Annotated in this window: 21 protein-coding genes and 1 pseudogene; 8 read left to right on the top strand and 14 right to left on the bottom strand. The window is 66.4% G+C overall.

Features of this window, described 5'->3' with window-relative positions:
• The first annotated feature begins 80 nt into the window (after window positions 1–80).
• Complete coding sequence (locus FBY33_RS02380; RefSeq protein ID WP_142029131.1) at window positions 81–917, top strand: IclR family transcriptional regulator; 837 nt, start codon at window positions 81–83, stop codon at window positions 915–917.
• 159 nt (window positions 918–1,076) lie between these two features.
• On the opposite strand, the pseudogene FBY33_RS02375 reads toward FBY33_RS02380, so the two are convergent.
• The 5 genes and pseudogenes from FBY33_RS02375 to FBY33_RS02350 form a co-directional block, all read right to left on the bottom strand.
• Window positions 1,077–1,339, bottom strand: a pseudogene (locus FBY33_RS02375) (recombinase family protein); the annotation flags it as partial.
• A gap of 528 nt (window positions 1,340–1,867) precedes the next feature.
• Window positions 1,868–2,905 carry a 2-keto-3-deoxygluconate permease gene (locus FBY33_RS02365; protein WP_142029129.1) on the bottom strand — a complete coding sequence of 346 codons (1,038 nt, stop codon included), beginning with the start codon at window positions 2,903–2,905 and terminating at the stop codon, window positions 1,868–1,870.
• A gap of 74 nt (window positions 2,906–2,979) precedes the next feature.
• The gene (locus FBY33_RS02360) at window positions 2,980–4,023 is read right to left on the bottom strand and encodes a zinc-dependent alcohol dehydrogenase (protein WP_142029128.1); all 1,044 of its coding nucleotides are present in this window, start codon (window positions 4,021–4,023) and stop codon (window positions 2,980–2,982) included.
• 53 nt (window positions 4,024–4,076) lie between these two features.
• Entirely contained in the window at window positions 4,077–5,375 is a 1,299-nt protein-coding gene (locus FBY33_RS02355) for a four-carbon acid sugar kinase family protein (RefSeq protein WP_142029127.1), read from the bottom strand.
• Between the two features lies 1 nt (window position 5,376).
• The gene (locus FBY33_RS02350) at window positions 5,377–6,642 is read right to left on the bottom strand and encodes a RuBisCO large subunit C-terminal-like domain-containing protein (protein ID WP_142029126.1); all 1,266 of its coding nucleotides are present in this window, start codon (window positions 6,640–6,642) and stop codon (window positions 5,377–5,379) included.
• A gap of 273 nt (window positions 6,643–6,915) precedes the next feature.
• On the opposite strand from FBY33_RS02350, the gene FBY33_RS02345 reads away from it, so the two are divergent.
• On the top strand, window positions 6,916–7,782 hold the full coding sequence (locus FBY33_RS02345) for a GntR family transcriptional regulator (protein ID WP_235010360.1): 867 nt from the start codon (window positions 6,916–6,918) through the stop codon (window positions 7,780–7,782).
• A gap of 35 nt (window positions 7,783–7,817) precedes the next feature.
• On the opposite strand, the gene FBY33_RS02340 is transcribed toward FBY33_RS02345, so the two are convergent.
• Entirely contained in the window at window positions 7,818–9,383 is a 1,566-nt protein-coding gene (locus FBY33_RS02340) for a PucR family transcriptional regulator (protein ID WP_142029125.1), read from the bottom strand.
• Window positions 9,384–9,489: 106 nt separating this feature from the next.
• Here FBY33_RS02340 and FBY33_RS02335 point away from each other — a divergent pair, with 106 nt between their 5' ends.
• Together FBY33_RS02335 and FBY33_RS02330 are read left to right on the top strand one after the other, a co-directional pair.
• Window positions 9,490–11,040, top strand: a complete 1,551-nt coding sequence (locus FBY33_RS02335) for a purine-cytosine permease family protein (protein ID WP_142029124.1) — start codon at window positions 9,490–9,492, stop codon at window positions 11,038–11,040.
• A 62-nt stretch (window positions 11,041–11,102) separates the two neighbouring features.
• Window positions 11,103–12,050: a polysaccharide deacetylase family protein gene (locus tag FBY33_RS02330; RefSeq protein WP_142029123.1), complete on the top strand. Its 948-nt coding sequence runs from the start codon at window positions 11,103–11,105 to the stop codon at window positions 12,048–12,050.
• A gap of 52 nt (window positions 12,051–12,102) precedes the next feature.
• Here FBY33_RS02330 and FBY33_RS02325 read toward each other — a convergent pair whose 3' ends face one another.
• Window positions 12,103–12,939 (bottom strand): helix-turn-helix transcriptional regulator, encoded by an 837-nt coding sequence (locus FBY33_RS02325; protein WP_142029122.1) that lies wholly within the window; start codon window positions 12,937–12,939, stop codon window positions 12,103–12,105.
• Window positions 12,940–13,024: 85 nt separating this feature from the next.
• On the opposite strand from FBY33_RS02325, the gene ilvD reads away from it, so the two are divergent.
• Together ilvD and FBY33_RS02315 are read left to right on the top strand one after the other, a co-directional pair.
• Entirely contained in the window at window positions 13,025–14,884 is a 1,860-nt protein-coding gene (gene ilvD, locus FBY33_RS02320; protein WP_142029121.1) for a dihydroxy-acid dehydratase, read from the top strand.
• A 192-nt stretch (window positions 14,885–15,076) separates the two neighbouring features.
• Window positions 15,077–15,901 carry an oxygenase MpaB family protein gene (locus FBY33_RS02315; protein WP_142029120.1) on the top strand — a complete coding sequence of 275 codons (825 nt, stop codon included), beginning with the start codon at window positions 15,077–15,079 and terminating at the stop codon, window positions 15,899–15,901.
• Here FBY33_RS02315 and FBY33_RS02310 read toward each other — a convergent pair.
• Complete coding sequence (locus FBY33_RS02310; protein WP_142029119.1) at window positions 15,882–16,610, bottom strand: GAF and ANTAR domain-containing protein; 729 nt, start codon at window positions 16,608–16,610, stop codon at window positions 15,882–15,884. The two genes, FBY33_RS02315 and FBY33_RS02310, sit on opposite strands and share 20 nt — an antisense overlap.
• Before the next feature lie 281 nt (window positions 16,611–16,891).
• Between FBY33_RS02310 and FBY33_RS02305 the strand changes: the two genes are divergently transcribed.
• Entirely contained in the window at window positions 16,892–18,118 is a 1,227-nt protein-coding gene (locus tag FBY33_RS02305; RefSeq protein ID WP_142029118.1) for an MFS transporter, read from the top strand.
• Window positions 18,119–18,139: 21 nt separating this feature from the next.
• Complete coding sequence (locus tag FBY33_RS02300; protein WP_142029117.1) at window positions 18,140–18,535, top strand: (R)-mandelonitrile lyase; 396 nt, start codon at window positions 18,140–18,142, stop codon at window positions 18,533–18,535.
• A 77-nt stretch (window positions 18,536–18,612) separates the two neighbouring features.
• On the opposite strand, the gene FBY33_RS02295 is transcribed toward FBY33_RS02300, so the two are convergent.
• From FBY33_RS02295 to FBY33_RS02270, 6 genes are all read right to left on the bottom strand, one after another.
• Window positions 18,613–19,035: a universal stress protein gene (locus FBY33_RS02295; RefSeq protein WP_142029116.1), complete on the bottom strand. Its 423-nt coding sequence runs from the start codon at window positions 19,033–19,035 to the stop codon at window positions 18,613–18,615.
• A 75-nt stretch (window positions 19,036–19,110) separates the two neighbouring features.
• Window positions 19,111–20,478 (bottom strand): LLM class flavin-dependent oxidoreductase, encoded by a 1,368-nt coding sequence (locus FBY33_RS02290; protein WP_142029115.1) that lies wholly within the window; start codon window positions 20,476–20,478, stop codon window positions 19,111–19,113.
• Window positions 20,479–20,506: 28 nt separating this feature from the next.
• A complete protein-coding gene (locus tag FBY33_RS02285; protein WP_142029114.1) occupies window positions 20,507–21,307 on the bottom strand; it encodes an ABC transporter ATP-binding protein in 801 nt (266 codons plus the stop codon).
• Window positions 21,283–22,137 (bottom strand): ABC transporter permease, encoded by an 855-nt coding sequence (locus tag FBY33_RS02280; RefSeq protein ID WP_142029113.1) that lies wholly within the window; start codon window positions 22,135–22,137, stop codon window positions 21,283–21,285. The genes FBY33_RS02285 and FBY33_RS02280 overlap by 25 nt, the downstream gene beginning before the upstream one ends.
• Window positions 22,134–23,252, bottom strand: a complete 1,119-nt coding sequence (locus FBY33_RS02275) for an ABC transporter substrate-binding protein (protein ID WP_142029112.1) — start codon at window positions 23,250–23,252, stop codon at window positions 22,134–22,136. Before FBY33_RS02275 ends, FBY33_RS02280 begins: the two co-directional genes overlap by 4 nt.
• Before the next feature lie 341 nt (window positions 23,253–23,593).
• Complete coding sequence (locus FBY33_RS02270) at window positions 23,594–24,598, bottom strand: Lrp/AsnC family transcriptional regulator (RefSeq protein WP_142029111.1); 1,005 nt, start codon at window positions 24,596–24,598, stop codon at window positions 23,594–23,596.
• Window positions 24,599–24,744 lie beyond the last annotated feature (146 nt).

Below are 24,744 nucleotides of genomic sequence, written 5' to 3'. Positions count from 1 at the left end.
CCATCACCACCGGGAAGCGGCGCCACGGTCACGTGGCGCCGCTTCCGCCGTCCCGGCCAAATACCCGCGCATGAGGAAAGATGGTGTCCACCATGACTCCTGCAACAACCTCCGACAGCAACGGCAGCGGCACCGGCACCAACGGCGGGACGGACGCCAAAGGCGCCTCAGTCGTCGTCAATGCCATCGCCGTCCTGCGCACCTTCACGGCGGACGAACCGCTGCTGGGCGTCACCGAAATCGCCAACCGCGTGGGCATGCACAAGAGCAGCGTTTCCCGCATCCTGGCCACCTTCGAGCAGGAAAACCTGGTGGAGCGGGACCCTGAGACCAAGCGGTTCCGGCTGGGCCTGGGCCTGATCGCCGTCGCCGGACCGCTGCTGGCCGAGATGGAAGAGCGCCGCGTGGCATACCCGGTCCTGCGGCAGTTGACCGAGCAGACAGGGGAGACCAGTGCGCTGATGCTGTGGAACGGGGACGAGGCCATCTGCGTGGAGCAGATCGCCAGCCACCACCAGATCAAGCACACCACGCCCCTTGGCGCGCGCTACCGGGACGCCATGAGCGCCTCGGTCCAGGTGTTCCTCTCCACCCTGCCGGCCGAGCGGGTGCGGGAGCTGCTGCGCAGCGGAACCATCACCTTCCCTGGACTGGACGACGCCGGATTGGCGGCTTACGAAGCCAGGCTCCAGGACGTGGCGCAGCGGGGATGGGCGGGAAACTATGGTGAATCGTCCATGGACGAGGTGGGCGTGGCCGCCCCCGTCCGCGACCACCGCGGCGACGTGGTGGCTGCCGTCCTGATCCCGGCGCCCCGCTTCCGGGTGTCGAAGGAACAGTTCGGGAGCCTGGGCGAGGCCTGCGTGTCCGCCGCCGCCAAGGTCACCACCCGCCTGGGTGGCCGTCCGGAAACCTGATGTTGCCGTGCCAGCCGCCCTCCAAGCACGCGGAACGCCGTCCCCAACGGCAGCATCCAGTCCCTACACCCAGGTGCTGTAGGAGCCGCTTGGGCTCCAGTGAATGACGCCACCCTGGTAGTTCTGGGCCACGCTCCCGTCATTGCCTGTCGCGTGTATCGCAGTGTCGCCATCGCCTCTACCGTGCTCTAGAACGCGCAGGCCCGCTCCTCGACTGCGGAGTTCATCGGCGAAGGCGAGCATATTCTGTGTGGAACGTCCGAGCCTGTCGAGCCTAGTGATGAACAGGTGTCGCCATCGATCAGCGCGTCGATGGACCGATCGAACTGTTGTCGTGAATTTCGCGTCCCGGACACGCCGTGATCAATGTAAAGGTCATCGCGCCGGACTCCAGCGGCAAGAAGGTCCGCCTGTTCAGCGATTCAACCAGAAGGTTTCGAGACATAGTTGCGAGAATCGGACGGTGGAAGAACTCTGACGATTCCGCGAAAAATAAGATACGGCAATCGTCACAGTGACCCAGCCTGTGAGACGTCTCGTATCCCAGGGTTTCGAGACGCCTATGCCTTTTATTAGTTATGTCGGCTGAGGCTAGTGGAGGAGTTTGTGAATGATCGATCCGTCTCCGTGGAAGATCAGAGTTCTGCCTTGGCCGTCAATCCAGACCCAAAAGTATGAGGCGTCTTCGCCGACGTCATCCACCGTGCCATGTTCGGGTGCACATCCGGTCCGTTTGACGATCACCCTGTCGCCCGGGTTCAGGTGAATCCAGTTGCGGTAGCTGAGTAGGCGACTTTGCGCGCCGGGGGATGGGACTTTCACTAGCTGAGTGTGTGCATTCATGGTGTTCCTTCCGGTGGATTTGGCGTTTCCGTCCACCAGGTCCGGGTATATAAGGATGGGCGGGGCGGGCACCCGTGTGCACGCCCCGCCCTTTTCCTTCAGTACTGCTAGGTCAGTTCTGGGGTACTACCTGCATGCTTGGGGGCTAGCGCCTCCTGCTCGGCCGAGTTGTCTTCTGCGTCCGCTAGGCCCTCCTTTTTCTGCACCCGGCGGGCCCATGCTGAGGTGACGATTGGGCAGAGCACTGCGGAGACGACGACCGAGGCTGCCACGAGCACTGTGGCGTGTTCCGCGGCCGGCGCGTAGACGGGGTTGGCCGTGGCAATGATGGCGGGGACGAGGGCCGCGTTTCCGGCTGTGGTTGCCGCGGCGAGGCCTGCCACGCCGTCACCACCGGTGAGTTTGTCGGCGAGCAGCAGCACTGCGCCGCCGACGAAGACCACGAACAGTCCAAGTGCGATGCCGAGCAGTCCTGCTTCAACGACGGCGTTGAGGTTGATGGTCAGGCCGAGGGCCAGGCCCAGGAACGGAATCATTGCCGGCACCAGCGGGGCCAGGAGATGCCGCATGTTCTTGTCCAGGTTTCCGAGGAGCATGCCCAGTGCCAGCGGGAGGATCGCGCCGACGAGTGCCTGCCAGGGGAAGGCAGCGAGGCCGGCGATGCCGAGGGTGACCATGGTCAGGAAGGGGCCGGATTCGAGCGAGAGGATGGAGTAGGCTCCAGCATCGCGTTTGCGGCCGAACTGTCCCATCAGGGAGATGTAGAGGCCGCCGTTGGTGTCGTTCAGGGCGGCGACGAGGGCGAGGGTTGAGAGGCCGGCAAGGATTCCGGTTTCGATGGGCGCTTCGCCGAGGAAGCGTCCGGCGATGACGCCTATGAGGATGGCGAAGGCAATCTTTGAGCCGAGGAGCACCCCGCCCTTTTTGAGGATGTAGGGGGTTGATTTAACTTCGAGTGTTGCGCCGAGGCAAACGAAGAACACGGCCAGGAGGGGCGGAAGGCCGGTGAAGAAGGCTCCCGTGAAGGAACCGAAAAACTTACCGGCGTCCGGGGCGAGGGTGTGGATGATGGCGCCGATGAAAAGGGGCACCAGCATCATGCCGCCGGGGACTTTTTCCAGGGCTTTCTTGATGGGAATCGACATTGATTTCTCCTGTGAATGGCTGGGTTGCTTGGGTCCACGCGTTCCGGGGCGGGTGCGCGGGGGTGGGGGTGTGTCTAGCCGAGGCCTGGGATGAGCAGGACTTTGCAGGCGTCTCCGGTGAGCAGTTCGACGGCTTCGTCGATTTCGCTGAGTTTTTTGCGGTGGGTGATGAGCCAGTCGAGCTCCAGCTTCCCGGAGTCCAGGAGCAGCAGGCTTTGTTCCCAGGTTTCCCAGAGCCGGCGTCCGAAGATGCCGCGAAGGGTGATGCCTTTTTTGTTGATGTAGGCGGCGATGTCGACTTCGGCGGGGCGGCTGGGGTGGCCGACGGTGATGACGGTGGCTTCACGGCGGACGGCTTCGAAGAGTGTTGTCAGGGTGCCGGGCGCTCCCGAGCATTCGAAGCCGACGTCGAAACCGCCGCGGCGGCCGGTCAGTTCGCGGCAGCGTTCGATGATGCCATCGTTGGGGTGCATGGCGGTCGCGCCGAGCTTTTCGGCTTGGGCCCTCCGGTAGGGGTTGGGGTCGACGGCGATGACATGGCTGGCGCCCATGAGCAGTGCCAGGTTCACGACGACGAGGCCGACCGGTCCTGCGCCACTGACAAGCACCGCCCGGCCTGCCACGGAGTAATTGGCGCGCTGGATGGCGTGCACGGCCACGCCGGCTGCCTCGAGCAGGGCTCCGGACTCGAGGGACAGGCCGGCAGGGAGCTTGACACAGATGTCTTGCGGTACAGCGGCGTACTCGGCGAAGACGCCGTCGATGTGCATGCCCAGGATTCCAGTGCGTTCGCAGGTGTGCGCGTCGCCGGTGCGGCAGGGGAAGCATTGTCCGCAGGTGAGGTGGCTTTCGAGGGCGACTTGGTCGCCAACCTGCAGTCCGGTGACGCCAGCTCCGACCTCGACGATGGTTCCTGCGCCTTCATGCCCGAGGGTGACCGGGAGGTTGAGGTTGAACGCCTGGGCGGAGGGGGTCCAATCGTAGAGCTCGCGGTCGGTGCCGCACAGGGACGCGGCTCCGACTTCGATGACGACAGTGCCTTCTGTTGCCTTGGGGTCGCCGGCGTCAGTGACGTAGGTGACGCCTCGTTCTGCTGCGTTCTTAACTACTGCCCGCATGGGGGCCGCCTTTCGTTGGTTCTAGTGATGCGTGGAGGATTGTGTTGGGGGTGTCAGGTGGGGAGTTGGCCGGCGAAGCGGCGCAGGATGTCGGTGGGGCCGACCTGTCCGCCCTTGAGCAGGAGCCTGCACCCTCCGACAGCGGAGGCGCCGTCGGCTTTCAGGATGGGGCCGGCTGTGACGAATTGGTCGGTCACCCGGAGTTGGCGTACGCCCATGGCGATGAGTGCATGGCTGGAGGTATCGCCGCCGCAAACGGCGATATCCCGGGTGAGGCCGGCTGTGGCCATCCTGGCGGCGATGCCGCCGATCAGTGTGCCAACGTAGCCGGCGTCCACCGGTTTACCGGCTTCGTAGCGGGGGTCCGCCGATCCGCGGGTGGTGTGAACGATGACGTTCCTGCCTCCCCGGAGGGCCGCGGAAACGCGTTCGTCGAGGGCTGCCGCGAGGGTGGTGCCATCGCGCTGGAGCAGTTCGGCAGGCACGGGAACGTCCTCCCAACCATTGGCGATGGCGTCGTTGATTTGTTCGGCTGTGGTGCTGGACGCTGAAGCGCTGACGGCCAGAGCCGGTCCGGACGGGCGTTGCGGGCCGGGTGTGCGCGGAGGCTGGTCCGAGATTGACCGTGCCAGGGCTGCCATGATGCCGCCGGATCCGACGACGATGGATGGGCCGTGGCCGTGTTCTTCCCGGGTGAGGGCTTCTGCGATGGCGTCCATCTGGTGTTCGTCCACGGCGTCGACGACAAAGGCCTGCGCGCCGGGTTCCCGGCGCCGCTCCGCCCAGGCGTCCTTGAAGGTGCCGTCCTCATAGGCGGGCAGGTGGATCGCCCCGGGCACCTGGGTGCCGCCGAGCTGTTCGGCCAGGACCTCGCGCAGGTCCGCCTCGGCCATGGGGGTGGACGGGTGCTGGGACATGACCGGGTGGCGGTCCAGCCGGTAGGTTTTGCCGGCGTAGGTAGCGTAGTGGTTACTGAAGGCGGTGTACCGGCCGAAGCCCGGCTGGGCCGGCGCCACGGGAATGGGGCCGTGCAGGGGGAACTGCTCATGGAGCAGCTGGATCCCGCGGCCGATGCTCCCGACAGTGGTGGAGCTGTCGAAGGTGGAGCACACCTTGTACAGCAGCACGTCCAGGTTCAGGGCCGCAATCCCGGCAAGGTCACGGGTGACCAGGTTGTCGAACGCTGTTCCCGACAGGGAGCGGGCCGGTCCTGCGAACCCGACGACGTCGGTGTCCGTGGGCAGTGGACCGTCCCCGATGACCAGGGCAGCTTCCAGGCCGTAGCGGTGTGACTGGGCCAGGACGTCGGCGGCTCCGGTGAGGTCGTCGGCGACGAAACCAAAGGCTGGCATCTCAGGCGCCCTTCCCGAAAGTCTGGACCGCATGCAACAGGGCGTCATCTCCAGTTTCCGCCTGCCTGGCGGCTGCAGTCTGCAACGGAACCCCTTCCACGGCTGCTTCCCACGCCTGGCGCAGGCTCCGCACCCCGGCCCCGGGACCGTCCGGGTGGGCGGCGACGCCGCCGCCGGCGAGCATCATCAGGTCCGTGGAACCGACCGCGTCGAAGGTGGGGCCGGGAGTGGTGACATTCTGCCCTGAGGACAAAACAGGCAACGGTGCAATGGTCTGCCCGAGGGGTTCGAGCAGGCTGCGGATGTTCGCCGCGACTTCGTCGTCGAGTTCGTAGAACTTGCTGCCGAGCCCGCTGGCGTGCAGGTGGTCGGCGCCGGCAAGGCGGGCCATCTGCTGCCAGACCCGGTAGTCCATGCCCAGGGCCTTGGACCGCATGGAGGCGGCGAGGCCGGCGCGGTGGCCGTGAATCGGTACTTCGGCGAAGCTGCGGAGCAGGGCAAGAGCCGGGAGCCCCATCACGGGGATGTTCAGCATCACGCACGTGCCGCCGGCTTCAACAACCAGGTCGTGCCGCTTGCGCAGCCCGGCGAGGTCACCGGTGATGTTGAAGGCATACATGGTGGAGTGGCCCGTTACCTGCTCGGCGGCGCGGATTTCCTCGGTAGCGACCGCGACCCGGCGTTCCAGCGGCAGGTACGCCGGATCAGTCATGAGCTCGTCGTCCTTGATCAGGTCAATGGACGCCATCGCCAGATCCCGGACCACCAGGCGGAACTCCTCTTCGGAGAGCCCGACATTGGGTTTGACGATGGTGCCGACCATCACGCCCTGAACGTCACTGATGAGTTTGCGTGTCCCCTCGATGCCGAAGGCCGGGCCTGGGTGGGCGGCCACGAAGTCCTCCGGCAGCTCGATGTTTTGGAGCCGGCAGGCATACAGATCACCCAGCTCGAAGAGGTTGCCTGCAATGGCGGTCTGCAGGGTGGCCAGGTCGGTTCCGACGTTCTCCATGGGGAAATCAACGGTCACCAATGCAGCGCGGACTTTTTCCGGGTTGGCCCGTGACGGCAGGGAAGGCCGGCAAAAACCAAGCTCCTGAACATCCGAGATCCGGGCGGCGTGCCGTTCCCGGATGCGGGCCGATTCGCCGGGTACCGGCAGGAAGGTGCCGCTGGACTGCTCGCCCGCCATGATGGCCGCGGCCTTCGCGGGATCAATCTCGGACTCGAGGTAGTAGGTGCAACGCACCGAGCGCGGGTCGCGCATGGATTCTCCAATTCGGGGGGGATTTGAAACTCACGTATCCGACTGTCACTTGCAGGTACTTTCACTTCGCTCACGCACCGATGCGGGCTCAAGCAGGTGACTCGGGACTTCTGGTTCACGGCATCTCCTGCGATCTGAGAACCCGAAGTTGTACGTACCTTTGATACGTACAATAATGGGTGGTGTAGGTCACGTCAAGACGGGACGATGTCGCTGCTCAGCGATGGGGAGCAGCGGGAGGGCTAAGATTTGCACAGCGGCAGAGGAGTTAGCGTGAGTTTGGTACCAGCAGACACAGGATCGGGGCCGGCAGGACGCAGCGGCGGTTTGGACCGGGAAGCCGGAGGCCCGCTGCATGCACAAATTCGGGACATTCTGCACCGGCAGATCGAGGACCTTGCGCTGCCCCCAGGCGCCTCTCTGCCAACCGAAGAGGAACTGCAAAGGCAGTTCGGTGTCTCCCGCAGCGTGGTGCGCCAGGCCCTGTCAGGCCTTGCCGACCTCGGCCTGATCCGACGCCAGCGCGGCCGCGGCAGCGTAGTAGCCGCAACGCCCGTCCTCCGCCGGCACGTCCAGCGCGCGGGCGGCCTGGATGAACAGGCTGCCGCGCACGGCCAGCGTCTGCGCACTCACGTCCTCACCGTAGAACCATCCGAGCCGCCCCAGGCAGGCATCGAGGCCCTCAACACCACCAACACCTGGAAAATCGAGCGGGTTCGCTACCTCGACGATCTTCCCGTTGCTTTCATGCGGACCTGGGTCCCGCGCGACTTCTTCCCACACTTCACCGTAGAACTGCTCGAAAACGCATCGCTTCTCAGCCTCATGCGCGACCACGGGTATCACCCCGCGGGCGGTCCCCGTCAGGTCCAGGCAGTGTCCTCAGACCCCGAACTGGCGCGGAAACTGGACATCAACACCCGCGAACCACTACTCCTGCTCCAAGGCGTAACCCGGGACGCCCTCGGCCACGGCCTCGAATGGTTCAACGTCTGGCACAGCCCCAACACCGTCTTCGACGTCGACGCACAAGTCACCAGCCAGCCCGGACGCGTCTCCCAAGAACACATCCACCGCCTGCGCAACCTGACCCAGCAACTCGAATCAGAACTAGCCGACCTCGAACGAGGCGGACGCTAATGGGTGCCCCCACGGCCAACGCAGCGGTCCGCAGGTCAGGGCAGCCCTGCCATCCGGGCCGCCAGGTGCAGCGCCGCGAGCCGCCCGGTACCGCGCGGATCACCGCCGCACAGCTCGAAGATCCGCTGCAGCCTGTGATGCATTGACTGCCGCTCCAGGTGCAGTTCCCGTGCCGACTGTGCCGTGTTGCAGCCTGAGTCCAGCCACACCTGCAGGGTCTCCAGTAGCTGGGACTGCCGCTGCGCATCATGCTCCAACACTCCGCGCAGGTGCCGGTTGACGAACGCCTCGCGCGCCGAGCCGTCGAGGCAGGTCAGGGAGAGGCTCTCCACGGCGGCGTCGTCTGCGTCCACCACCACCAGGCCGCGGGCCGGAAACCGCCTGCGCGCAGAGGCGTTCCGGCGGCGGATCTGGCGCACCTCCAGGGTGCGGCGGGCTTCGGCCAGGGACCAGGCAGCGTCGGCCACCCCGCCTGCCACGGGGCCGACGGCGATCACCGCGTCATGGTCCCCTTCCAGCCCGCGGAGCGATTCCAGGAGCTGCCGCCGTTCACCGGCAGTGTCCGCGCAGGGCAGGCCGATCATGACCACCAGTTCGGCGTCGTCCAGGTACGCAGCGCACGGAATGCGTTGTGAGCTCAGGAAGGTTTCGACGGCACCACGCAACTCCTGCGGCGATGCCGCGTGGATTGCCGCCGCCACAGCCGGGGAGTCAATGGGGAAACCGGCAGCCGGCGCGAGCTGCTCAAGGCGCCACTCCGGGGCAGAGTGGAGCACAGCCCGCATCAGTTCGGCGCCGGCCAGGGCATGCAGCCCGGGAGGGGTGTGCTGCAGCAGTGCCAGGCCCAGGATGTCCACGGCGCGTTCGCCTGCCACCTGCGCCAGCGCCAGGTCCGCAGCATCCGGCACCCGCACCTCCAACCGGCCCATGAGGACCCCGCGCACGGGGATGTCCACGCTGACCACTTTTTCGCCGGCCACCCCGGAAAACGCGTCCTGCCCGCCTGCCTTCGTGTCGCCGTCGTCCCCCCAATCCTCTGGCGCCGCGCTCCCCATGTTGACTCCCCACGGGGAAGTGAGCGTCACGGCGGAACCGGTGATGCCTGCCAGCACGCCCAGGATTTTGTCGAGCGAAGCACCGTGGGCCAGTTCGGCCGCCATGGCGCGCGTGGCGGCGTCGGCCTGCTGCAGGTGTCCCACGGACTCGCTGACCAGCATGGAATTGATGGCCTGCATGACGCCCACAAAGGGCACCACCTTGCGCAGCTCCACCACCGGAAGGCCGAATTCCTCGGCCTTCGCAAGCATGTCGGCCGGGATCTCGGGCAGGGCACCGCCGGTCTCGATGGCGAGCGCCGCAATGCCGCGCTGGGCCAGTTCGCGCACGTAGTCTTCACGTTTGGCCGGCGTTGCCGTCGCCAGCGTGATCCCGCCGCAGAGCAGCAGTTCGCCGCCGCGGAGCAGGGGAGCGATGTCCAGCACCTCGCTGGAGTGGACCCAGCGGACCGGCTGCGCGTCGGCCACCGCGCCCAGCGGATGGACCAGGGGGTCGGCGGCAGCAAGGGCGGGGTGGGCGAGTATTTCGCCGAGAAACACTGACACGACGTTCCGTAACGTAGTAGGAGAATCTGTTCGACACATCGTATCTTGTTGCTTGTGATGGGGGCCACATAGCCTTTTGGTACTTATTCACCTCACGGAGGCCCCCATGCAAGAAAAGCTTTCACCAGCCACGCACGGCCAACCCGGCCAGGGCACGCAGGACCACAACGTCGTGGACCACGAAGCCTGGCTCCAACCCATCCCTGAATCAGCACGAACACGCAAGGTATCCGGCCAGTTCTGGATCTGGGCGGGCGCCAACCTGGCACCCATCAACTGGGTGCTGGGGGCACTCGGCATCCAGCTGGGACTCGGACTGGCGGACACCGTCACCGTCCTGGTCCTGGGGAACCTGATCGGCATGCTGCTCTTTGGCTGCTTCGTCCTCCTGGGCCAGAAGACCGGCGCCACCGGCATGGTCCTGGCCCGCGCCGCATTCGGCCGGCGCGGCAACTACCTGCCGGCTGCCATCCAGGCCCTGCTGGTCATCGGCTGGTGCGCGGTCAACACCTGGATCATCCTGGACCTGGTCATGGCGCTCTTCGGAACCCTCGGCTGGGTTGACCCTGACGCCCCCAACTACGGCTGGAAGATCGGCGTCGCCACCTTCATCATGGCCCTGCAGGTTGCCATCGCCTGGTTCGGCTACAAGGCCATCGCCGCCTTCGAAAAATGGACCGTACCGCCCACCATTCTCATCCTGGCCGTCATGTCCGCCGTGGCCTGGTTCGGCATGGACATTGACTGGGGCTACGCCGGACCCGCCGGCGCCATCCTCGAAGGCTCGGAGCGGATCGCCGCCATGAGCGCCGTCATGACTGCCATCGGCATTGGCTGGGGCATCACCTGGTTCACCTACGCCGCGGACTACTCCCGCTTCGTCAGCACCAGCGTCCCCAAGAAAAAGGTCTACCTGGCCTCCGTGCTGGGCCAGTTCATCCCCGTCGTGTGGCTCGGTGTCCTGGGTGCCAGCCTGGCCACCAACAGCGGCGAAATCGATCCCGGCAAGCTGATCGTCCTGAACTTCGGCGCCATGGCCCTGCCGGTGCTGCTGATGGTGCTCCACGGCCCCATCGCCACCAACATCCTGAACATCTACACCTTCTCCGTGGCCACCCAGGCCCTGGACATCTCCATCAGCCGCCGCAAGCTCAACCTGTTCGTCGGCGTCTTCTCGCTCGCCGCCGTCGTCTTCTTCATCTTCCAGGAGGACTTCGCCGCAGTGCTTGACGCCTGGCTGATCGGCCTGGTGGCCTGGGTTGCCGCCTGGGGCGGAATCATGCTGGTGCACTACTTCTGGCTGGACAAGCGCTGGCCCGGTGAGCCGGAGCGCCTGTTCGACGGCGTGGGCACCAAGCGGCTGCCCGGCGTCAACTGGGCGGGCGTCATTGCCCTCCTGGCCGGCATCTTCGCCACCTGGCTGTTCATGTACGGACTGATCCCCATCATGCAGGGCCCCATCGCCGTGGCCCTGGGCGGCTGGGACCTGTCCTGGCTGGCCGGCGGACTGACCAGCGCCGGGGTGTACGCCATCCTCGGGCCGCGGCAGCACATCCGCTACCTGGCCCTGGAACCCCGCGCCTCCCGGAAGGCGGATGATGCTCCCGGAACAGACGGCACGGCGGCGGAGAGCTCGCCTGCCCTCCCCGCCCTCTAGGCAACCCCACCTTCTTCCCTCAACACCTGGCGGGCGCACTGCGCCCGCCGAAAGGAATAACCGTGAACCAGCCCGCCATCGCGGACGCACAGCACCCCATCACCTGGCCGGACGGCGTGAAGGCCGCAGCGTCCTTCACCTTCGATGTGGACGCCGAGTCCTGCACCATCGCCCACGATCCCGCCAGCACCCGGCGGATGTCGCTGATGAGCCACCAGTCCTACGGGCCGAAGGTCGCGGTGCCGCGGCTCCTGGCGATCCTGGCCCGCCAGGACATCCAGGCCACCTTCTTCATCCCCGGCTTCACCGCCGAGTCCTACCCTGACGTAGTGCGGCGGATCGTTGATGGCGGGCACGAGGTGGCGCACCACGGCTACCTGCACGAGCCCATGCAGGGCATCGATGCGGCCACCGAGGCAAGCTACATTGACCGCGGCCTGGAAGCCCTGGCCAAGGTAGCGGGAGTCCGGCCGGTGGGTTACCGGGCACCCTGGTGGGAACTGAACTGGCACTCCCCGGGGCTGCTGGCGGACCGCGGCTTCCTCTATGACTCCAGCCTGCTCGACGGCGACGCCCCCTACCGCTTCGCCGTCGCCGCGGACGATCCCCGGGACATCGTGGAGATTCCGGTGGATTGGACCCTTGACGACTGGGAGCAGTACGCGTTCTACCCCGGCGTGACGGGCAGCGGCGTGATCGAAAGTCCGGCCAAGGTCCTGGAGATGTGGACCCTGGAAGCCGAGGCCCACCACTCCCAGGGCAGCTGCTTCGTGCTGACCAACCACCCGTTCATCTCCGGCCGGCCGTCCAAGGCAGTTGCGTTGGAGCAGCTCATCGAGCGGGTGAAGTCGATGGACGGAATGTGGGTGACCACCATGGAACAGATTGCGCTTCACACCAAGGCCACGGTCACCGAGGTCCACACCCACGCGCGGATTGACGTGCCGGTATTCCCGGGCGCGGGTGCGCAGTTCAAGCCGGCCGTTGTGCGGCAGGGGGTGCCGGCCTAGGACCAGTTGGGTCCAATCCCTGGATAGCCAGGCTCGTCTTGCGCGGGCCTGGCTATTCCGCTGCCGCCATCAGGGACTGCATCTGCGCTGCGGCATCGCTGCCCGGGGCCGGCGTGTACACCACGATGTGCAGGTCCGGGCGGTCGGAGGGGGAGACCTGGTGGTGTTCGAGCTGGAGGACTCCCACTGCAGGGTGGTGGAAGAGCCGCTCGCGGGATTCGAAGCCCAGGATGTCGTACAGGTCCCAGCCCTGCCGGAACTCCGGGCTGGCCTCCTTGAGCCGTTCCACCTGGTACTGGATGTCCGGGTCACCCAGCCGCTGACCGGTTTCGGCCCGGAACTCCGCAAGGAAGCGCTTGCTGGTGGTGTCCCAGTCCGGGAGCAGGTCCCGGACGTAGGGATCGGTGAACACCAGCCACAGCAGGTTCCGGTCCGCCGGTGGCACCGTGGCGATGTTCGGGTACAGCGCAGCATAGGCCTTGTTCCAGCCGGCCACGCCCCAGTCCGGGAACAGGGCAAAGGACGGGTTGGGATCCAGCGCATCCATCAACCGCTGGATATGGGGTGGGGCCGTGTCTGCCGCGGGGCCGGCAGGGGCGGCGGATGCGTAGCCGCCAAGGGACAGGACATAGCCCAGGCCGGTGGTGGAAAGATGCAGCGCGCGGCTGATGGCTTCCAGGACCTGGCGTGACGGGCTGATGTCCCTGCCCTGTTCAAGCCAGGTGTACCAGGTGACGCTGACGCCGGACAGGAAGGCCACCTCTTCGCGGCGGAGCCCCCGCTCCCGGCTGCGGCCGATCGGCGGCAGGCCGTAGTCGGCCCGCAGCGCCTGGTCCCGGCGGGCCCGCAGGAAGAGGCCAAGTTCTTTGCGCCGCCCGGGATCACTCACCCACAAATACTATTACTCTGGTACTCCTACTACTAGTATCAGCGCTGTCTTCCGCACAGCTACCCGAGCCAGCAGGATGGTAACCATGCCTGCACTCCGCTCAAAAACAGTCACCCACGGCCGCAACATGGCCGGCGCCCGCGCACTGCTGCGCGCTTCCGGCGTCGCCAACTCTGACATCGGCAAGCCGATCATCGCCGTGGCCAACAGCTTCACCGAATTCGTTCCCGGCCACACCCACCTCGCCCCCGTGGGCCGGATCGTCTCCGACGCGATCCTTGCCGCCGGCGCCGTGCCGCGCGAGTTCAACACCATCGCCGTGGACGACGGCATCGCCATGGGCCACTCAGGCATGCTCTACTCGCTGCCGTCCCGCGACCTGATCGCCGACTCCGTGGAGTACATGGTCAACGCCCACTGCGCCGACGCCCTGGTCTGCATCTCCAACTGCGACAAGATCACCCCCGGCATGCTTATGGCTGCTTTGCGCCTGAACATCCCGGTGGTCTTCGTCTCCGGAGGTCCCATGGAGGCCGGCCGCGTGACCTTGACTGACGGTTCCGTGCGCTCGCTTGACCTGGTGAACGCGATTGCCGACGCCGTGGACGAGTCCATCTCCGATGCGGACATCAACCTCATCGAAGAGAACGCCTGCCCCACCTGCGGTTCCTGCTCCGGCATGTTCACGGCCAACTCCATGAACTGCCTTGCCGAGGCCATCGGCCTGGCCCTGCCCGGCAACGGCTCCGTGCTGGCCACCCACACCGCGCGGAAGGCGCTGTACGAGAAAGCCGGCCGCACCGTCGTCGAGCTCGTGAAGCGCTATTACGACGGCGACGACGACTCCGTGCTGCCGCGCTCCATCGCCACTGCGAAGGCCTTCGACAACGCCATGGCCCTGGACATTTCCATGGGCGGCTCCACCAACACCATCCTGCACCTGCTGGCCGCGGCCCAGGAGGCCGGCGTGGATTACGGCCTGGCCGAGATGGACGCCAAGTCCCGCCAGGTGCCCTGCCTGGCAAAGGTGGCCCCGAACGTTGCCAAGGACAAGACCTACTACATGGAGGACGTGCACCGCGCCGGCGGCATTCCCGCCCTGTTGGGCGAGCTGAACCGCGGCGGCCTCCTGCACAAGGACGTCCACTCCGTGCACTCCGCCGACCTGGACGGCTGGCTGGACGACTGGGACATCCGCGGCGGCAAGGCCACGGAGGAAGCGAAGGCCCTGTGGCACGCTGCCCCCGGCGGCGTCCGCTCCTCCACCGCGTTCTCCCAGTCGAATGAATGGACCTCCCTGGACACCGACGCCGCCGAAGGCTGCATCCGCTCGGTGGAGCACGCCTACTCCAAGGACGGCGGCCTGGCCGTGCTCCGCGGCAACGTGGCCATCGACGGCGCGGTGGTGAAGACCGCCGGCGTTGATGAGTCCATCTGGACCTTCTCCGGCCCGGCCGTGGTGTGCGAGTCCCAGGACGAGGCAGTGGAAAAGGTCCTGAACAAGACCATCAAGGAAGGCGACGTAGTGGTCATCCGCTACGAAGGCCCGCGCGGCGGCCCCGGCATGCAGGAAATGCTGTACCCCACCTCGTTCCTCAAGGGCCGCGGCCTGGGCAAGAAGTGCGCCCTCATCACCGATGGCCGTTTCTCCGGCGGAACCTCCGGCCTGTCCATCGGGCATATCTCCCCGGAGGCTGCCTCCGGCGGTGCCATCGCCCTGGTGGAGGACGGCGACATCATCAGCATCGACATCTCCCAGCGCTCCCTGCAGCTGGAGGTCTCCGACGAGATCCTGGCCGAACGCCGCGAAAAGCTGGAGGTCAACGGCGGTTACAAGCCCAAGGACCGGGATCGCCAGGTTTCCGCCGCGCTGCGCGCCTACGCTGCCATGGCCCTGTCCGCGGACAAGGGCGCGGTCCGCGACGTGTCCCTGCTGGAGCGGTAACACTTGAGCGGTAGCACGGCTGCCGGCGGGGGAGGGGAGAGGCAGGTCCTTTAGCCCTGCCCCGCCTGGGCATGCCGCGCCACCTCGCTGCGGCCGGCCAGCGGGTAGCCGGGTATGGGGAAGCGATGGCGTCCCATGTCAACGGGCCAAAGGTCCGGTCCCACGCACCTGCGGTGACGGTACCCTGTTGACATGGTGCAGGAATTTGCCGATTACCGTGCGGAAGGCATCCTGCTTGCTGGGGCAGGTCGAGCCATCCTGCTGCAGCTTGCCCATCCGGCCATCGGCAGGGGCGTGGCGGAACACAGCACGTTCACCGAACGCCCCGTCAACAGGCTCAAGGGCACCCTCACCTACGTCTACGCGGTTGTTTATGGCAACGACGCGCAGGTGAACGAGGTCCGCCGCAGGGTAAACCGGGCCCACGTGCCGGTGCAGCGCCCGGCAGATAAAGCCTCCGCCGGATACAGCGCCTACGATCCGGAACTGCAGCTCTGGGTGGTGGCCACGCTCTACGACACCGCACTCACCATTATCGAGAAGATCTACGGCCAGCTGGACGACGCAGCCGCGGACGCGATGTACCGGGACTATGCGCGGATCGGTACCGCCCTGCAGCTTCCCCCGGGCATGTGGCCGAAGGACCGTATAGAGTTCGGCCACTACTGGGCAGAACATATCTCCACCCTCCGGGCGGAGTACCCCGGGGTGCGGGTTGGCCGCGGCCTGCTGTTTCCCAAGCACACGGCCCTTTGGTACCGCGCCATCATCCCCCCGGCCAGGTTCCTCACCGCGGGGCTCCTTCCGGAGCAGTTGCGGAAGGACTTCGGACTGGCCTGGAGCGATCGGCACGAGCGTCGCTTCAACCGCGCATTCGGGATCCTGTCCGTGGCCTACCCAAAGCTGCCGCGGGGCATCAGGTACTGGTTCAAGGATTACTGCCTGCGTGAACTGGACAAGGACCTGAAAAGGAACCCCCAGTCAGGCAAGTCTGCTGTCAGTCATCAAAATGCGTAAGGACTTTCGGGTCATCAGCCACCGAAGCGACAACGGCGGCTGCCACATCACGGAGCTTGACGTTGCGCGAGCTGGAGGCGATGCGCAGAATCTTGATGGCCGACTCCTGGCTGCACCGGTTTTGGGCCATGATCGCCCCGACGGCGACGTCGATGGTGGTCCTTGATTCCATTGCCGCGATAAGGTTCTCGCGGTCATCGACCAACTGGGCGATCCGGACAGCCAGGCGCAGGGATTTGGACGCTTCCAGCGCATACGCTTCCGCTTTTTCGATGGCTTCCCCGCTGAAGGCATGGGTCTTCGCGGAGTAGACGTTAAGTGCGGCGTTCGCTTCGCCCTCGAGCGGGAGCGGGACGGCCAGGATGGAGCCTATGCCTTCTGCCCAGGCAGCCGCAGTGTAGCGGGGCCACCGTGTGTCTTCGCGCACGTCAGGAACATGGATGGTTGTCAGTTCCCGAAGCGCCGTCAGGCAGGGCCCTTCGCCCTTCCCGTACTGCAGCTCGTCCAGGGCCGGAACACGGGAATTACTCGTCGCAACCGTGGTCGGCTTCTTCCGACGCATCAGCGTCACCCCGCACATCACCTCGTGGTCAACCGAGAGGGTGGCGGCTGAAACAGTTGCGAGCTCGCTGAGCAGCGCCTCGACGTCGACTGACTCCAGCAGTAGGTCCTGCAGGTGTTCTGTGACTGTTTCATCATGCTGGATCATGCGGTCTCTGGCCACGCTGTCCTGCTCTTTCTCACGCCCCAATAAGGCCTGATAGAGGCATAATGCGAAACGGCCGCCATTGCTTGACTTCGCCAAGCCTACACACCCCGTCGATACAAGACCAAGGGCAACTTGGGTGAAAACCAGAAGACAGGGGACAGGAAACGGACGACGGCGGGAGGCCCAGTTGTCCTGCGGCGAGGGCGCGTAAGGGGGGTCTGCCAAGACCCGTTTCAGCAGGGCCCTCGCTAGGGTGCCGGGAGCACGGTTTGATGGAGGACATGCCACCCGAAACAACAGTCATCAATTCCAGCGAGCCGCAGGAAGCAGGCGCCCGCGGGCACCACCCGGCCCACTGGGGCGGTGTCTTCGCGATGTCGCTGTGCGTCTTCGCGCTGATCGCCTCCGAATTCATGCCCGTCAGCCTGCTCACGCCCATGGCCGCCGAACTGCAGGTTTCAGAAGGCATGGTGGGGCAGGGGATCGCGATTTCCGGTGTCTTCGCCGTCTTGACCAGCCTCTCGGTTTCCACCCTGGCCGGCAGCATGAACCGCAAAACACTCCTGCTGGGCCTGACGGGGCTGATGGCGGTCTCCGGGGCGCTGGTGGCCACCGCACCCGGTTATCTGCTGTTCATGGTGGGCCGCGCCCTCATCGGCGTGGTCATTGGCGGCTTCTGGTCCATGTCGGCAGCCACGGCCATGCGGCTGGTGCCGGCGCACCAGGTGCCGCGGGCCCTGGCAATCTTCAATGGCGGCAATGCCCTGGCCACGGTCCTGGCCGCACCCCTGGGAAGCTACCTTGGCTCGCTCATCGGCTGGCGCGGCGCGTTCTTTTGCCTGGTGCCCATAGCGGTGCTTGCCTTGGCCTGGCAGTGGATCAGCCTGCCGTCGATGAAGGTCCAGAAGCGGGCATCCGGCAACGTGCTCGGGATTTTCGCCGGGCTCAAGAGCCGGCCGGTCGCCTGGGGAATGGCTGCGTGTGGGTCCTTCTTCATGGGCCAGTTTGTCCTGTTCACCTATATCCGCCCGTTCCTGGAGACCGTGACGCGCGTGGACGTTGCCACGGTGTCCCTCGTCCTGCTGGTGATCGGCGTGGCGGGCTTTGCCGGAACGCTGCTCATTGGCCGGTTCCTGGGCAAGGGCCTGTACCGGACGCTGATCATCATTCCGGTGCTGATGGCGGCCATTGCCGCAGTGCTCGTTCCCGCCGGCGGCTGGATCGCCGCCGTGGTGGTTCTGCTGGGCCTCTGGGGCCTGATGTCCACGGCCGCGCCCGTCGGCTGGTGGAGCTGGCTGGCGGAGGCGATGCCGGATGACGCCGAAGCCGGCGGCGGCCTGATGGTCGCGGTGGTCCAGACGTCCATCGCCATCGGAGCCACGCTCGGGGGCGTGCTGTTCGACTCTGCGGGCTACCAGGCCACATTCCTGGCCGCCGCGGCCATTCTTTCCATCGCCGCCGTCCTGTCATACCTGACATCCCGGGCCGCGGCCCGCCAGACCACGTAACCCATCCCTGAGGAGGAGAACATGAAGTACACCAAGAGCGGCGGCCAGACAGGAGCCGGCCCCAAGGAATGGTTCACCGGAACCGTGCAGATTGACGGCATCCGGAACCCTGACGAGCAGTCGGCCATCGGCTGCGCGCACGTCCGGTTCGCGCCCGGCGCCCGGACCGCCTGGCACCGCCACCCCAAGGGCCAGACCCTCTACGTCACGGACGGGATCGGGCTGGTGGCCCGGCGCGGCGGGGAGGTCCAGGAGATCCGTCCCGGCGACGTGGTCTACATCGAGCCCGGCGAGGAGCACTGGCACGGGGCCACCCCGGAGCGGTACATGGCCCATGTCGCCATGCACGAAGCCGACGAAAACGGCGAGGTGGTCACCTGGCTAGACCACGTGACCGATGAGGAGTACGGCGCCTAACCAGGCCATTGCGCAAAGGGGAGCGGACGACGGCGGGAGGTCCCGCCGTCGTCCGCTCTCCTTTTGCGGGAGTCAGGTCAGTCGTCGTAGGTGTTGGCGATGTAGACATCGCACGGGGCGTTGTGCGCCACGCTGTTGGCGACGCTGCCCAGGAGCCTGCCGATGCCGCGCATCCGCCGGTTTCCCACCACGATCAGCCGGGCATCCAGGCGGACGGCCTCTTTGATGAGCGAATCGGCAGGCTTGCCGCGCGCAGCGAAGTGGGTGATTTCCACTCCCGGATGCGATGCGCCGAGGGACTTTGCCACCGTCTCCGAGCTGTCCGCATTGGAGATCCGTACCTTGTCTGAGCCCACCCCGAAGGTTTCGGCGTTCTCGACGTCAAAGGCGGTCACCACATGAAGGGATGCCCCCAGCGAGTCCGCCAGCCCCAGCGCCACTTCCGCGGCCTTCCGTGCCGACGGGCTGGCGTCCACACCTACAACGATTACTCCGCTCATTTCTGCTCCTTTATCCAGTTCCTGGCATCAACGTTCAGCTGCCAGTCTAGGGAATACCCTCCGGAAGTCCTCGAATCACACGGCTGCCGCCGCGACTGTGGCCGCCTGCCGGCTGAACCGGTTCTCCGGCCGCGTCAGGCCGTAGTGCTCCCGCAGGGTCCGGCCCGTGTATTCGGTGCGGAACAGGCCGCGCTCCTGCAGGATGGGCACCACCTGGTCCACAAAGGTTTCCAAGCCGGAGGGGAGCACCGGCGGCATGATGTTGAAGCCGTCCGCCGCGCCGCCGTCGAACCATTCCTGGATGGCATCCGCCACCTGCACGGGGGTGCCCGTGAAGGTGCGGTGCCCGCGGCCGCCGCCCAGGCGGCCGATCAGCTGCCGCACCGTGAGCTGCTCCCGGCGGGCCAGCTGCACGATCAGCGTGTAGCGGCTCTTGGCGCCCTCGATCTCATCCTCGCTGGGCAGGTTGTCCGGCAGTTGGCGGTCCAGCGGCAGGTCCTCCGGGTCCACGCGCAGCGTCCTGGCCAGCTGAATCCGGGCGTACTCCGGCTTGATCAGGCGGTCCAGTTCCCGTTCCAGCTCCAGGGCTTCCGCCTCGGTGGCACCGATGACGGGCACAATGCCGGGCAGGATCTTGATGGTCTCCGGGTCACGGCCGGCAGCGGCGGTACGGGCCTTGAGATCCCGGTAGAACTCCTGGGCGTCGGCGAGGGTCTGGTGGGCGGTGAAGACGGCGTCGGCATAGCGGGCGGCGAGGCCCTTGCCGTCTTCGGATGAACCCGCCTGGACGATCAGCGGGTGCCCCTGCGGGGAGCGGGGGACATTGAGCGGGCCGCGGACCTTGAAGTGCCTGCCCTCGTGGTCAATGGTCCGGATCTTTTCGTCATCGCCCCACACGCCCCCTGCCTTGTCCGCGAGGACGGCGTCGTCCTGCCAGCTGTCCCACAGCTTCTGTGCCACGTCGATGAACTCGGCGGCACGTTCGTACCGGACGGCATGGGCAGGCTGGTCGTCCACGCCAAAGTTGCGGGCGGCGTCCGGTCCGGCGGTGGTCACCACGTTCCAGCCGGCACGGCCGCCGCTGGCCCAGTCCACGGAGGCGAAGCGGCGGGCCAGGTTGAACGGTTCGTTGTAGGTGGTGGATGCGGTGGCGATCAGCCCGATCCGTTCGGTGGCCCCGGCGATTGCCGTCAGCAGCACGGTGGGCTCCAGCTTGCCGGCCGGCCGGCGGCCCACCTCGCCGAACAGGACGGGGGAGTCGGCAAAGAAGATGGAGTCCAGCTTGCCGCGCTCGGCGGTGCGGGCCAGGTGCTGGTAGTGCTCCACGTTGGTGCCGGCGTGCGGGTCGCTCTCCGGCAGCCGCCACGAGGCTTCGTGGTGGCCCGTGCTCATAAGGAAGGCGTTCAGGTGCAGCTGGCGCCGGGAAGGGGTCTGGTCAGTCATGGGAAGGCTCCTTGCGGGTAGGGGTGGGTTAATGGCCGACGGCGGCGGGTTCAGCAGTGTGGGTTGGCTCGACGCCCGCTGCAGTAAAGACACCCAGCGCGGCCAGCAGGTCGCGGCGGAGGGCTTCATGCCCGGCGGCGTTGGTGGACGAGCGGATCTCCGGCGACACCGGGCGGACGGTGGCGATGCGGCCGTGGTCCAGGACCACGATCCGGTCTGCAAGCGCGATGGCCTCGTCCACGTCGTGGGTGACCAGCAGGACTGCGGGCCGGTGGGCGGCCACCAGGTCCTGGAGCAGCCCATGCATTTTGATGCGGGTCAGCGCGTCCAGGGCGCCGAACGGTTCGTCGGCCAGCAGCAGCTGGGGTTCGCGAACCAACGACCGGGCCAGCGCCACGCGCTGCTGTTCACCACCGGACAGCTGGTGCGGCCACGCTTTTTCACGGCCGGCGAGGCCCACTTCGGCGAGTGCCTTACGGGCCCGGGCACTGGCGTCGTGCTCCCGAACGCCGAGGGTGACATTGCCCAGCACTGTGTCCCAGGGCAGCAGCCGGGAGTCCTGGAAGACCACGGAGACGCGGTCCGGGACTTTGATCACCCCGCTGCCGAGGACCTCGTGGTCCAGCCCCGCCAGGGCCCGCATCAGGGTGCTTTTGCCGCAGCCGCTGGGGCCCAGCAGGGCCACGAACTCGCCGGGGGCGATGTCCAGGTCCACACCGTTTAGGACGCCTTTGGGACCGAAGCCGCGGATGAGGCCGCGAACCGAGACTGCGGAAGCCGCAGTGCCGGCGGGACGGGTGTCGGTCAGCCCGCCAGGGTGCGCTGCCATGAGAGGGCCTTTCGTTCGAAGAAGCGGACGGCGCCGTCGGAGATCAGGCCGAGAATGCCGTAGACGGCCAGTCCGAGGACGATGATGTTGGTTTGGCCATAGGTGCGGGCGAGCTCCATCATGTAGCCGATGCCGCTGGTGGCGTTGATCTGTTCCACCACCACCAGGGACACCCAGGCTCCGGTGACGGCGAAGCGCAGGCCCAGGAAGAAGCCGGGCAGGGCGCCGGGGAGGACCACCTTGCGGATGAAGGCGGCGCGGCTGAGGCCCACGGTCTGGGCGAGCTCGACGTAGCGCAGGTCGATGCCGCGCAGGCCCGCGTGCGTCTGCAGGTAGACCGGGACAAAGACACCCAGGGTGATGGTGAGGACCTTCATGGTTTCGTCGATGCCGAACCACAAAATCAGCAGCGGAATCAGGGCCAGCCCTGGGATGGCGCGCTTGATCTGCACGGGACCGTCAATGAGGGCCTCACCCACCCGGCTCAGCCCGGACAGGAGCGCCAGCACGGCGCCCACCAGGATGCCGAAGAACAGTCCCAGGCCTGCGCGCTGGGCGGAAATGGCAAGGTTCTCCTGCAGCCGGCCGTCCGCGATGAGCTCACCGGCGGTGGCCACCACGGTCCACGGCTCGGACAGGATCCTGGGGTCAAGGAGCCCTGTCGCGGAAGAGGCTGTCCACAGCAGCAGCAAAGCGGACGGGCCCACCCAGGCGAGCTGCCGGCGTCGTCCGGGCCCCAGCCTCTTCCCTGTTGGCCGCACGTCTGCCGCCCCGGCCAATGCCGGATCCTGGTGCGGGGCCAGCACGGGACGGTCCAGGACGGCGCTCATGCGGCACCTGCCTTTCCGGCGGAAGCGAATGCGGTGCCGGCGATGGCTTCAAACCTGGTGTCGTACAGGTCGGCCGCCGTCAACTGCGGCTTCTTCTGCTCGCGGGCCAGGAGGTCGATGGTTTCCTGGTGCCGGGTGATGGCCTCGGCCCAGGCGGTGGGCAGGTCGCGCTTGCCGGTGGCATCGATCAGGTACTGGCCGTCCTCGCGGGACAGGCCCTGGTCCTTGACGTAGTACCCCTCCAGCCACTCGGCCGGGTGGTCCTCGGTCCAGCGCTGGGCCTTGCCCCAGACCCTTACGTAGGCGGCAAGCGCAGCGGCCTTCGCGGGATCGGCCAAGACTTTGGCGGGGGAGTACAGGAGGCTCGGGTCATCCCGCAGCCCGTGGCGGAGGGTGGTGGCGCCGTCGGCCCTGTACTTGGCCAGGTAGCGCTTGATCTGGACCCCGCCCAGGGGAGCGGCGTCCACCTGACTGCTGGCCAGTGCCGTGGCATAGGCGTCGCCGGTGCTGGGCAGCTCCACGAGCTTGACGTCCTCCTGCTTGAGCCCGGCCTTGTCCAGGATGCGCAGGACCAAGGCGCCCTGCGCCTGGCCCGGGCTGTACGCAACCTTCCTGCCGCGCAGGTCCTCAAGCCTGCTGATGCCGGCTCCGGGCGCGATGCCCAGTTCGTAAATGGGATGGTTCACGGCGTCCTGCCGGTAGCCGGCTGCGATGATGCGGACGTCCAGGCCGGTCCAGGTGGCGTGGATCGGCGGAATGTCCGCCACGGACCCCACGTCCAGGGCGTTGGCCCGGAACGCCTCGGTGGTCTGCGGGCCGCCGGAGATGTTGGCGAACTCCACCGTGAAGCCGTCCAGTTCCTTGGCCAGCCCGGACAGTTCCAGCGCCACTTTGATGCTGGGATCGCCCACCTTGATGGTGGTCCCGGCCGGCACGGAGGCAGCCAAAGGTTCCAGGGCGGCCTGGCTGATGCGTTGGCTGCCTGCGGTGGCGGTTCCACCGCAGGCGGACAGCAGGCCGGCGGCAGGAATCGCCAGGAGTGCGCCCAGGGCACGGCGCCGGGTGAAGGCAGGGGAGCCGGGGCTGGAGTGGGGCTTGGGTGCTGGGAAGGACATGGTGTTCCTTTCGGGGAAAGATTCCGGGTACGACGACGGCACCCGGGTGGTGTGCCCGGGTGGGCGTGGGAGGTGGGTGGGACCGCCTGCGCGGCGGTGTGCGCGTGCTTCTGGCTGGTGCTTGGGTTCTGCTTACGGCCTGGCCGGTGCCGTGGAAACACCTAAACACGGCGGCCACGGCGTTGGCCAGAAGCGCGCAATGGACGCTAAACGCTGGGAAACGGCGCTACTTATGGCGCCATCCGGGCGACAAACGCGGACCCACGGCGACAAGATCCGCAACGCGAATTAATGTGACTGGACCGCCTTCGCCACGTGTGGCAGGCCTGCCACTGAACGCGCTAACGCCGCAGCAGCCCCTCAACCTGGTCGCCGATGAATGCGCCGTCCCGGTCCATCCAGTAGCGGCGCCTAACGTTCAGCGCCACACTTGTGTCCATGGTCTGGATGCCGGGCAGCGCGCCGATGTCTTCGGTAATGAAATCCGCCAGGCTCCGTGGATCGCGGAAGACTCCGTGAAAGACCACGGGCGCCTGCCCGGTGACCATCGAGATCATGCGGGCAGATTCGTGGCCGCTGAGCTGATCCAACACGTCCGCAATTGATTTGGGTTTGACCTGCAGCGAGACCACGGCGGCGAGGGGAAAGCCGACGGCGCTGGGCTCCACCTCGACGCGCGGCGAAATGGAGCCTGTGCCCAGGAGCATCTGGATGGCCCGGTAGGCGGAGGAACTGCTGACATTCAGGGTGCGTGCCACTTCCGCGGCAGATGCACGTGCGTTGCGTCCCAGCTCACACATCGTGCCGAACTCCAGATCTGATAGTTCGTCCATTGATGCCAGCGCAGGCTGGTTAACGGGAACCTCGTGGGCTGCCAGCGCGTCCTTCTGCTCATCCGTCAGCCGCTGGAACCGCCAGTTCTGGCCTACCCGGCGGGAGTCCAGGACCAGTCGCGTTTCGATCGACCTGATGCCCGGCAATGAAGGAATCCGATTGCTGATGAGGTCATTGATATCTGATCCGAGCAGGGGAAACAGGTCTGCATAGACATCGCCGGTGCCGGAAGTGGTCATGACGAACTGGATCTCGGGAAAGGCTTTGAGCTTTTCTGCCACTTCTGCTGCGCGCCCCGGTTCACAGCAGATCCAGAGCTGATGGGGGTTTCCAGAGAGAACCAACGGCCACGCAAATCTGCCGATCACCTTCATGAGCCGCTCATTCTGAAGCCTGTTGAACCTGCGGGTGATGGTGCTGGTGGGTACTCCCAGGATTTCGCCTAGAGCATTCGCCGGGACACGGGGCGCGACCTGGAGGGCAGCGATGATGTCCAGGTCCGTGTCATCCATGAGTGGAATGGTGAGCCTCCGCCGTTGTGATAGTCCCGTGTTACTAAGTCAAGACTACCCGTTCATGCGGACCTGGAACAGAGAAAAACCCATCTGCTGGGCTATATTTGAATGATTTTCCCATCAGCCCTTGTTCTTCCCTTTGA

Source organism: Arthrobacter sp. SLBN-112 (genome assembly GCF_006715225.1).
Taxonomy (GTDB): domain Bacteria; phylum Actinomycetota; class Actinomycetes; order Actinomycetales; family Micrococcaceae; genus Arthrobacter.
The sequence above is the reverse complement of the archived record's forward strand: the minus strand, read 5'-3'. Positions and strand labels throughout refer to the sequence as shown.

What these genes read in the sequence shown, in the direction of transcription:
- FBY33_RS02300 (WP_142029117.1), top strand. Translation starts at nt 18,140, where the DNA reads ATGAAGTACACCAAGAGCGGCGGCCAGACAGGAGCCGGCCCCAAGGAA.
- FBY33_RS02280 (WP_142029113.1), bottom strand. Translation starts at nt 22,137, where the DNA reads ATGAGCGCCGTCCTGGACCGTCCCGTGCTGGCCCCGCACCAGGATCCG.
- FBY33_RS02275 (WP_142029112.1), bottom strand. Translation starts at nt 23,252, where the DNA reads ATGTCCTTCCCAGCACCCAAGCCCCACTCCAGCCCCGGCTCCCCTGCC.
- FBY33_RS02380 (WP_142029131.1), top strand. Translation starts at nt 81, where the DNA reads ATGGTGTCCACCATGACTCCTGCAACAACCTCCGACAGCAACGGCAGC.
- FBY33_RS02360 (WP_142029128.1), bottom strand. Translation starts at nt 4,023, where the DNA reads ATGCGGGCAGTAGTTAAGAACGCAGCAGAACGAGGCGTCACCTACGTC.
- FBY33_RS02285 (WP_142029114.1), bottom strand. Translation starts at nt 21,307, where the DNA reads ATGGCAGCGCACCCTGGCGGGCTGACCGACACCCGTCCCGCCGGCACT.
- FBY33_RS02350 (WP_142029126.1), bottom strand. Translation starts at nt 6,642, where the DNA reads ATGCGCGACCCGCGCTCGGTGCGTTGCACCTACTACCTCGAGTCCGAG.
- FBY33_RS02270 (WP_142029111.1), bottom strand. Translation starts at nt 24,598, where the DNA reads ATGGATGACACGGACCTGGACATCATCGCTGCCCTCCAGGTCGCGCCC.
- FBY33_RS02305 (WP_142029118.1), top strand. Translation starts at nt 16,892, where the DNA reads ATGCCACCCGAAACAACAGTCATCAATTCCAGCGAGCCGCAGGAAGCA.
- FBY33_RS02310 (WP_142029119.1), bottom strand. Translation starts at nt 16,610, where the DNA reads ATGATCCAGCATGATGAAACAGTCACAGAACACCTGCAGGACCTACTG.
- FBY33_RS02365 (WP_142029129.1), bottom strand. Translation starts at nt 2,905, where the DNA reads ATGTCGATTCCCATCAAGAAAGCCCTGGAAAAAGTCCCCGGCGGCATG.
- FBY33_RS02295 (WP_142029116.1), bottom strand. Translation starts at nt 19,035, where the DNA reads ATGAGCGGAGTAATCGTTGTAGGTGTGGACGCCAGCCCGTCGGCACGG.
- FBY33_RS02315 (WP_142029120.1), top strand. Translation starts at nt 15,077, where the DNA reads ATGGTGCAGGAATTTGCCGATTACCGTGCGGAAGGCATCCTGCTTGCT.
- FBY33_RS02335 (WP_142029124.1), top strand. Translation starts at nt 9,490, where the DNA reads ATGCAAGAAAAGCTTTCACCAGCCACGCACGGCCAACCCGGCCAGGGC.
- FBY33_RS02290 (WP_142029115.1), bottom strand. Translation starts at nt 20,478, where the DNA reads ATGACTGACCAGACCCCTTCCCGGCGCCAGCTGCACCTGAACGCCTTC.
- FBY33_RS02355 (WP_142029127.1), bottom strand. Translation starts at nt 5,375, where the DNA reads ATGCCAGCCTTTGGTTTCGTCGCCGACGACCTCACCGGAGCCGCCGAC.
- ilvD (WP_142029121.1), top strand. Translation starts at nt 13,025, where the DNA reads ATGCCTGCACTCCGCTCAAAAACAGTCACCCACGGCCGCAACATGGCC.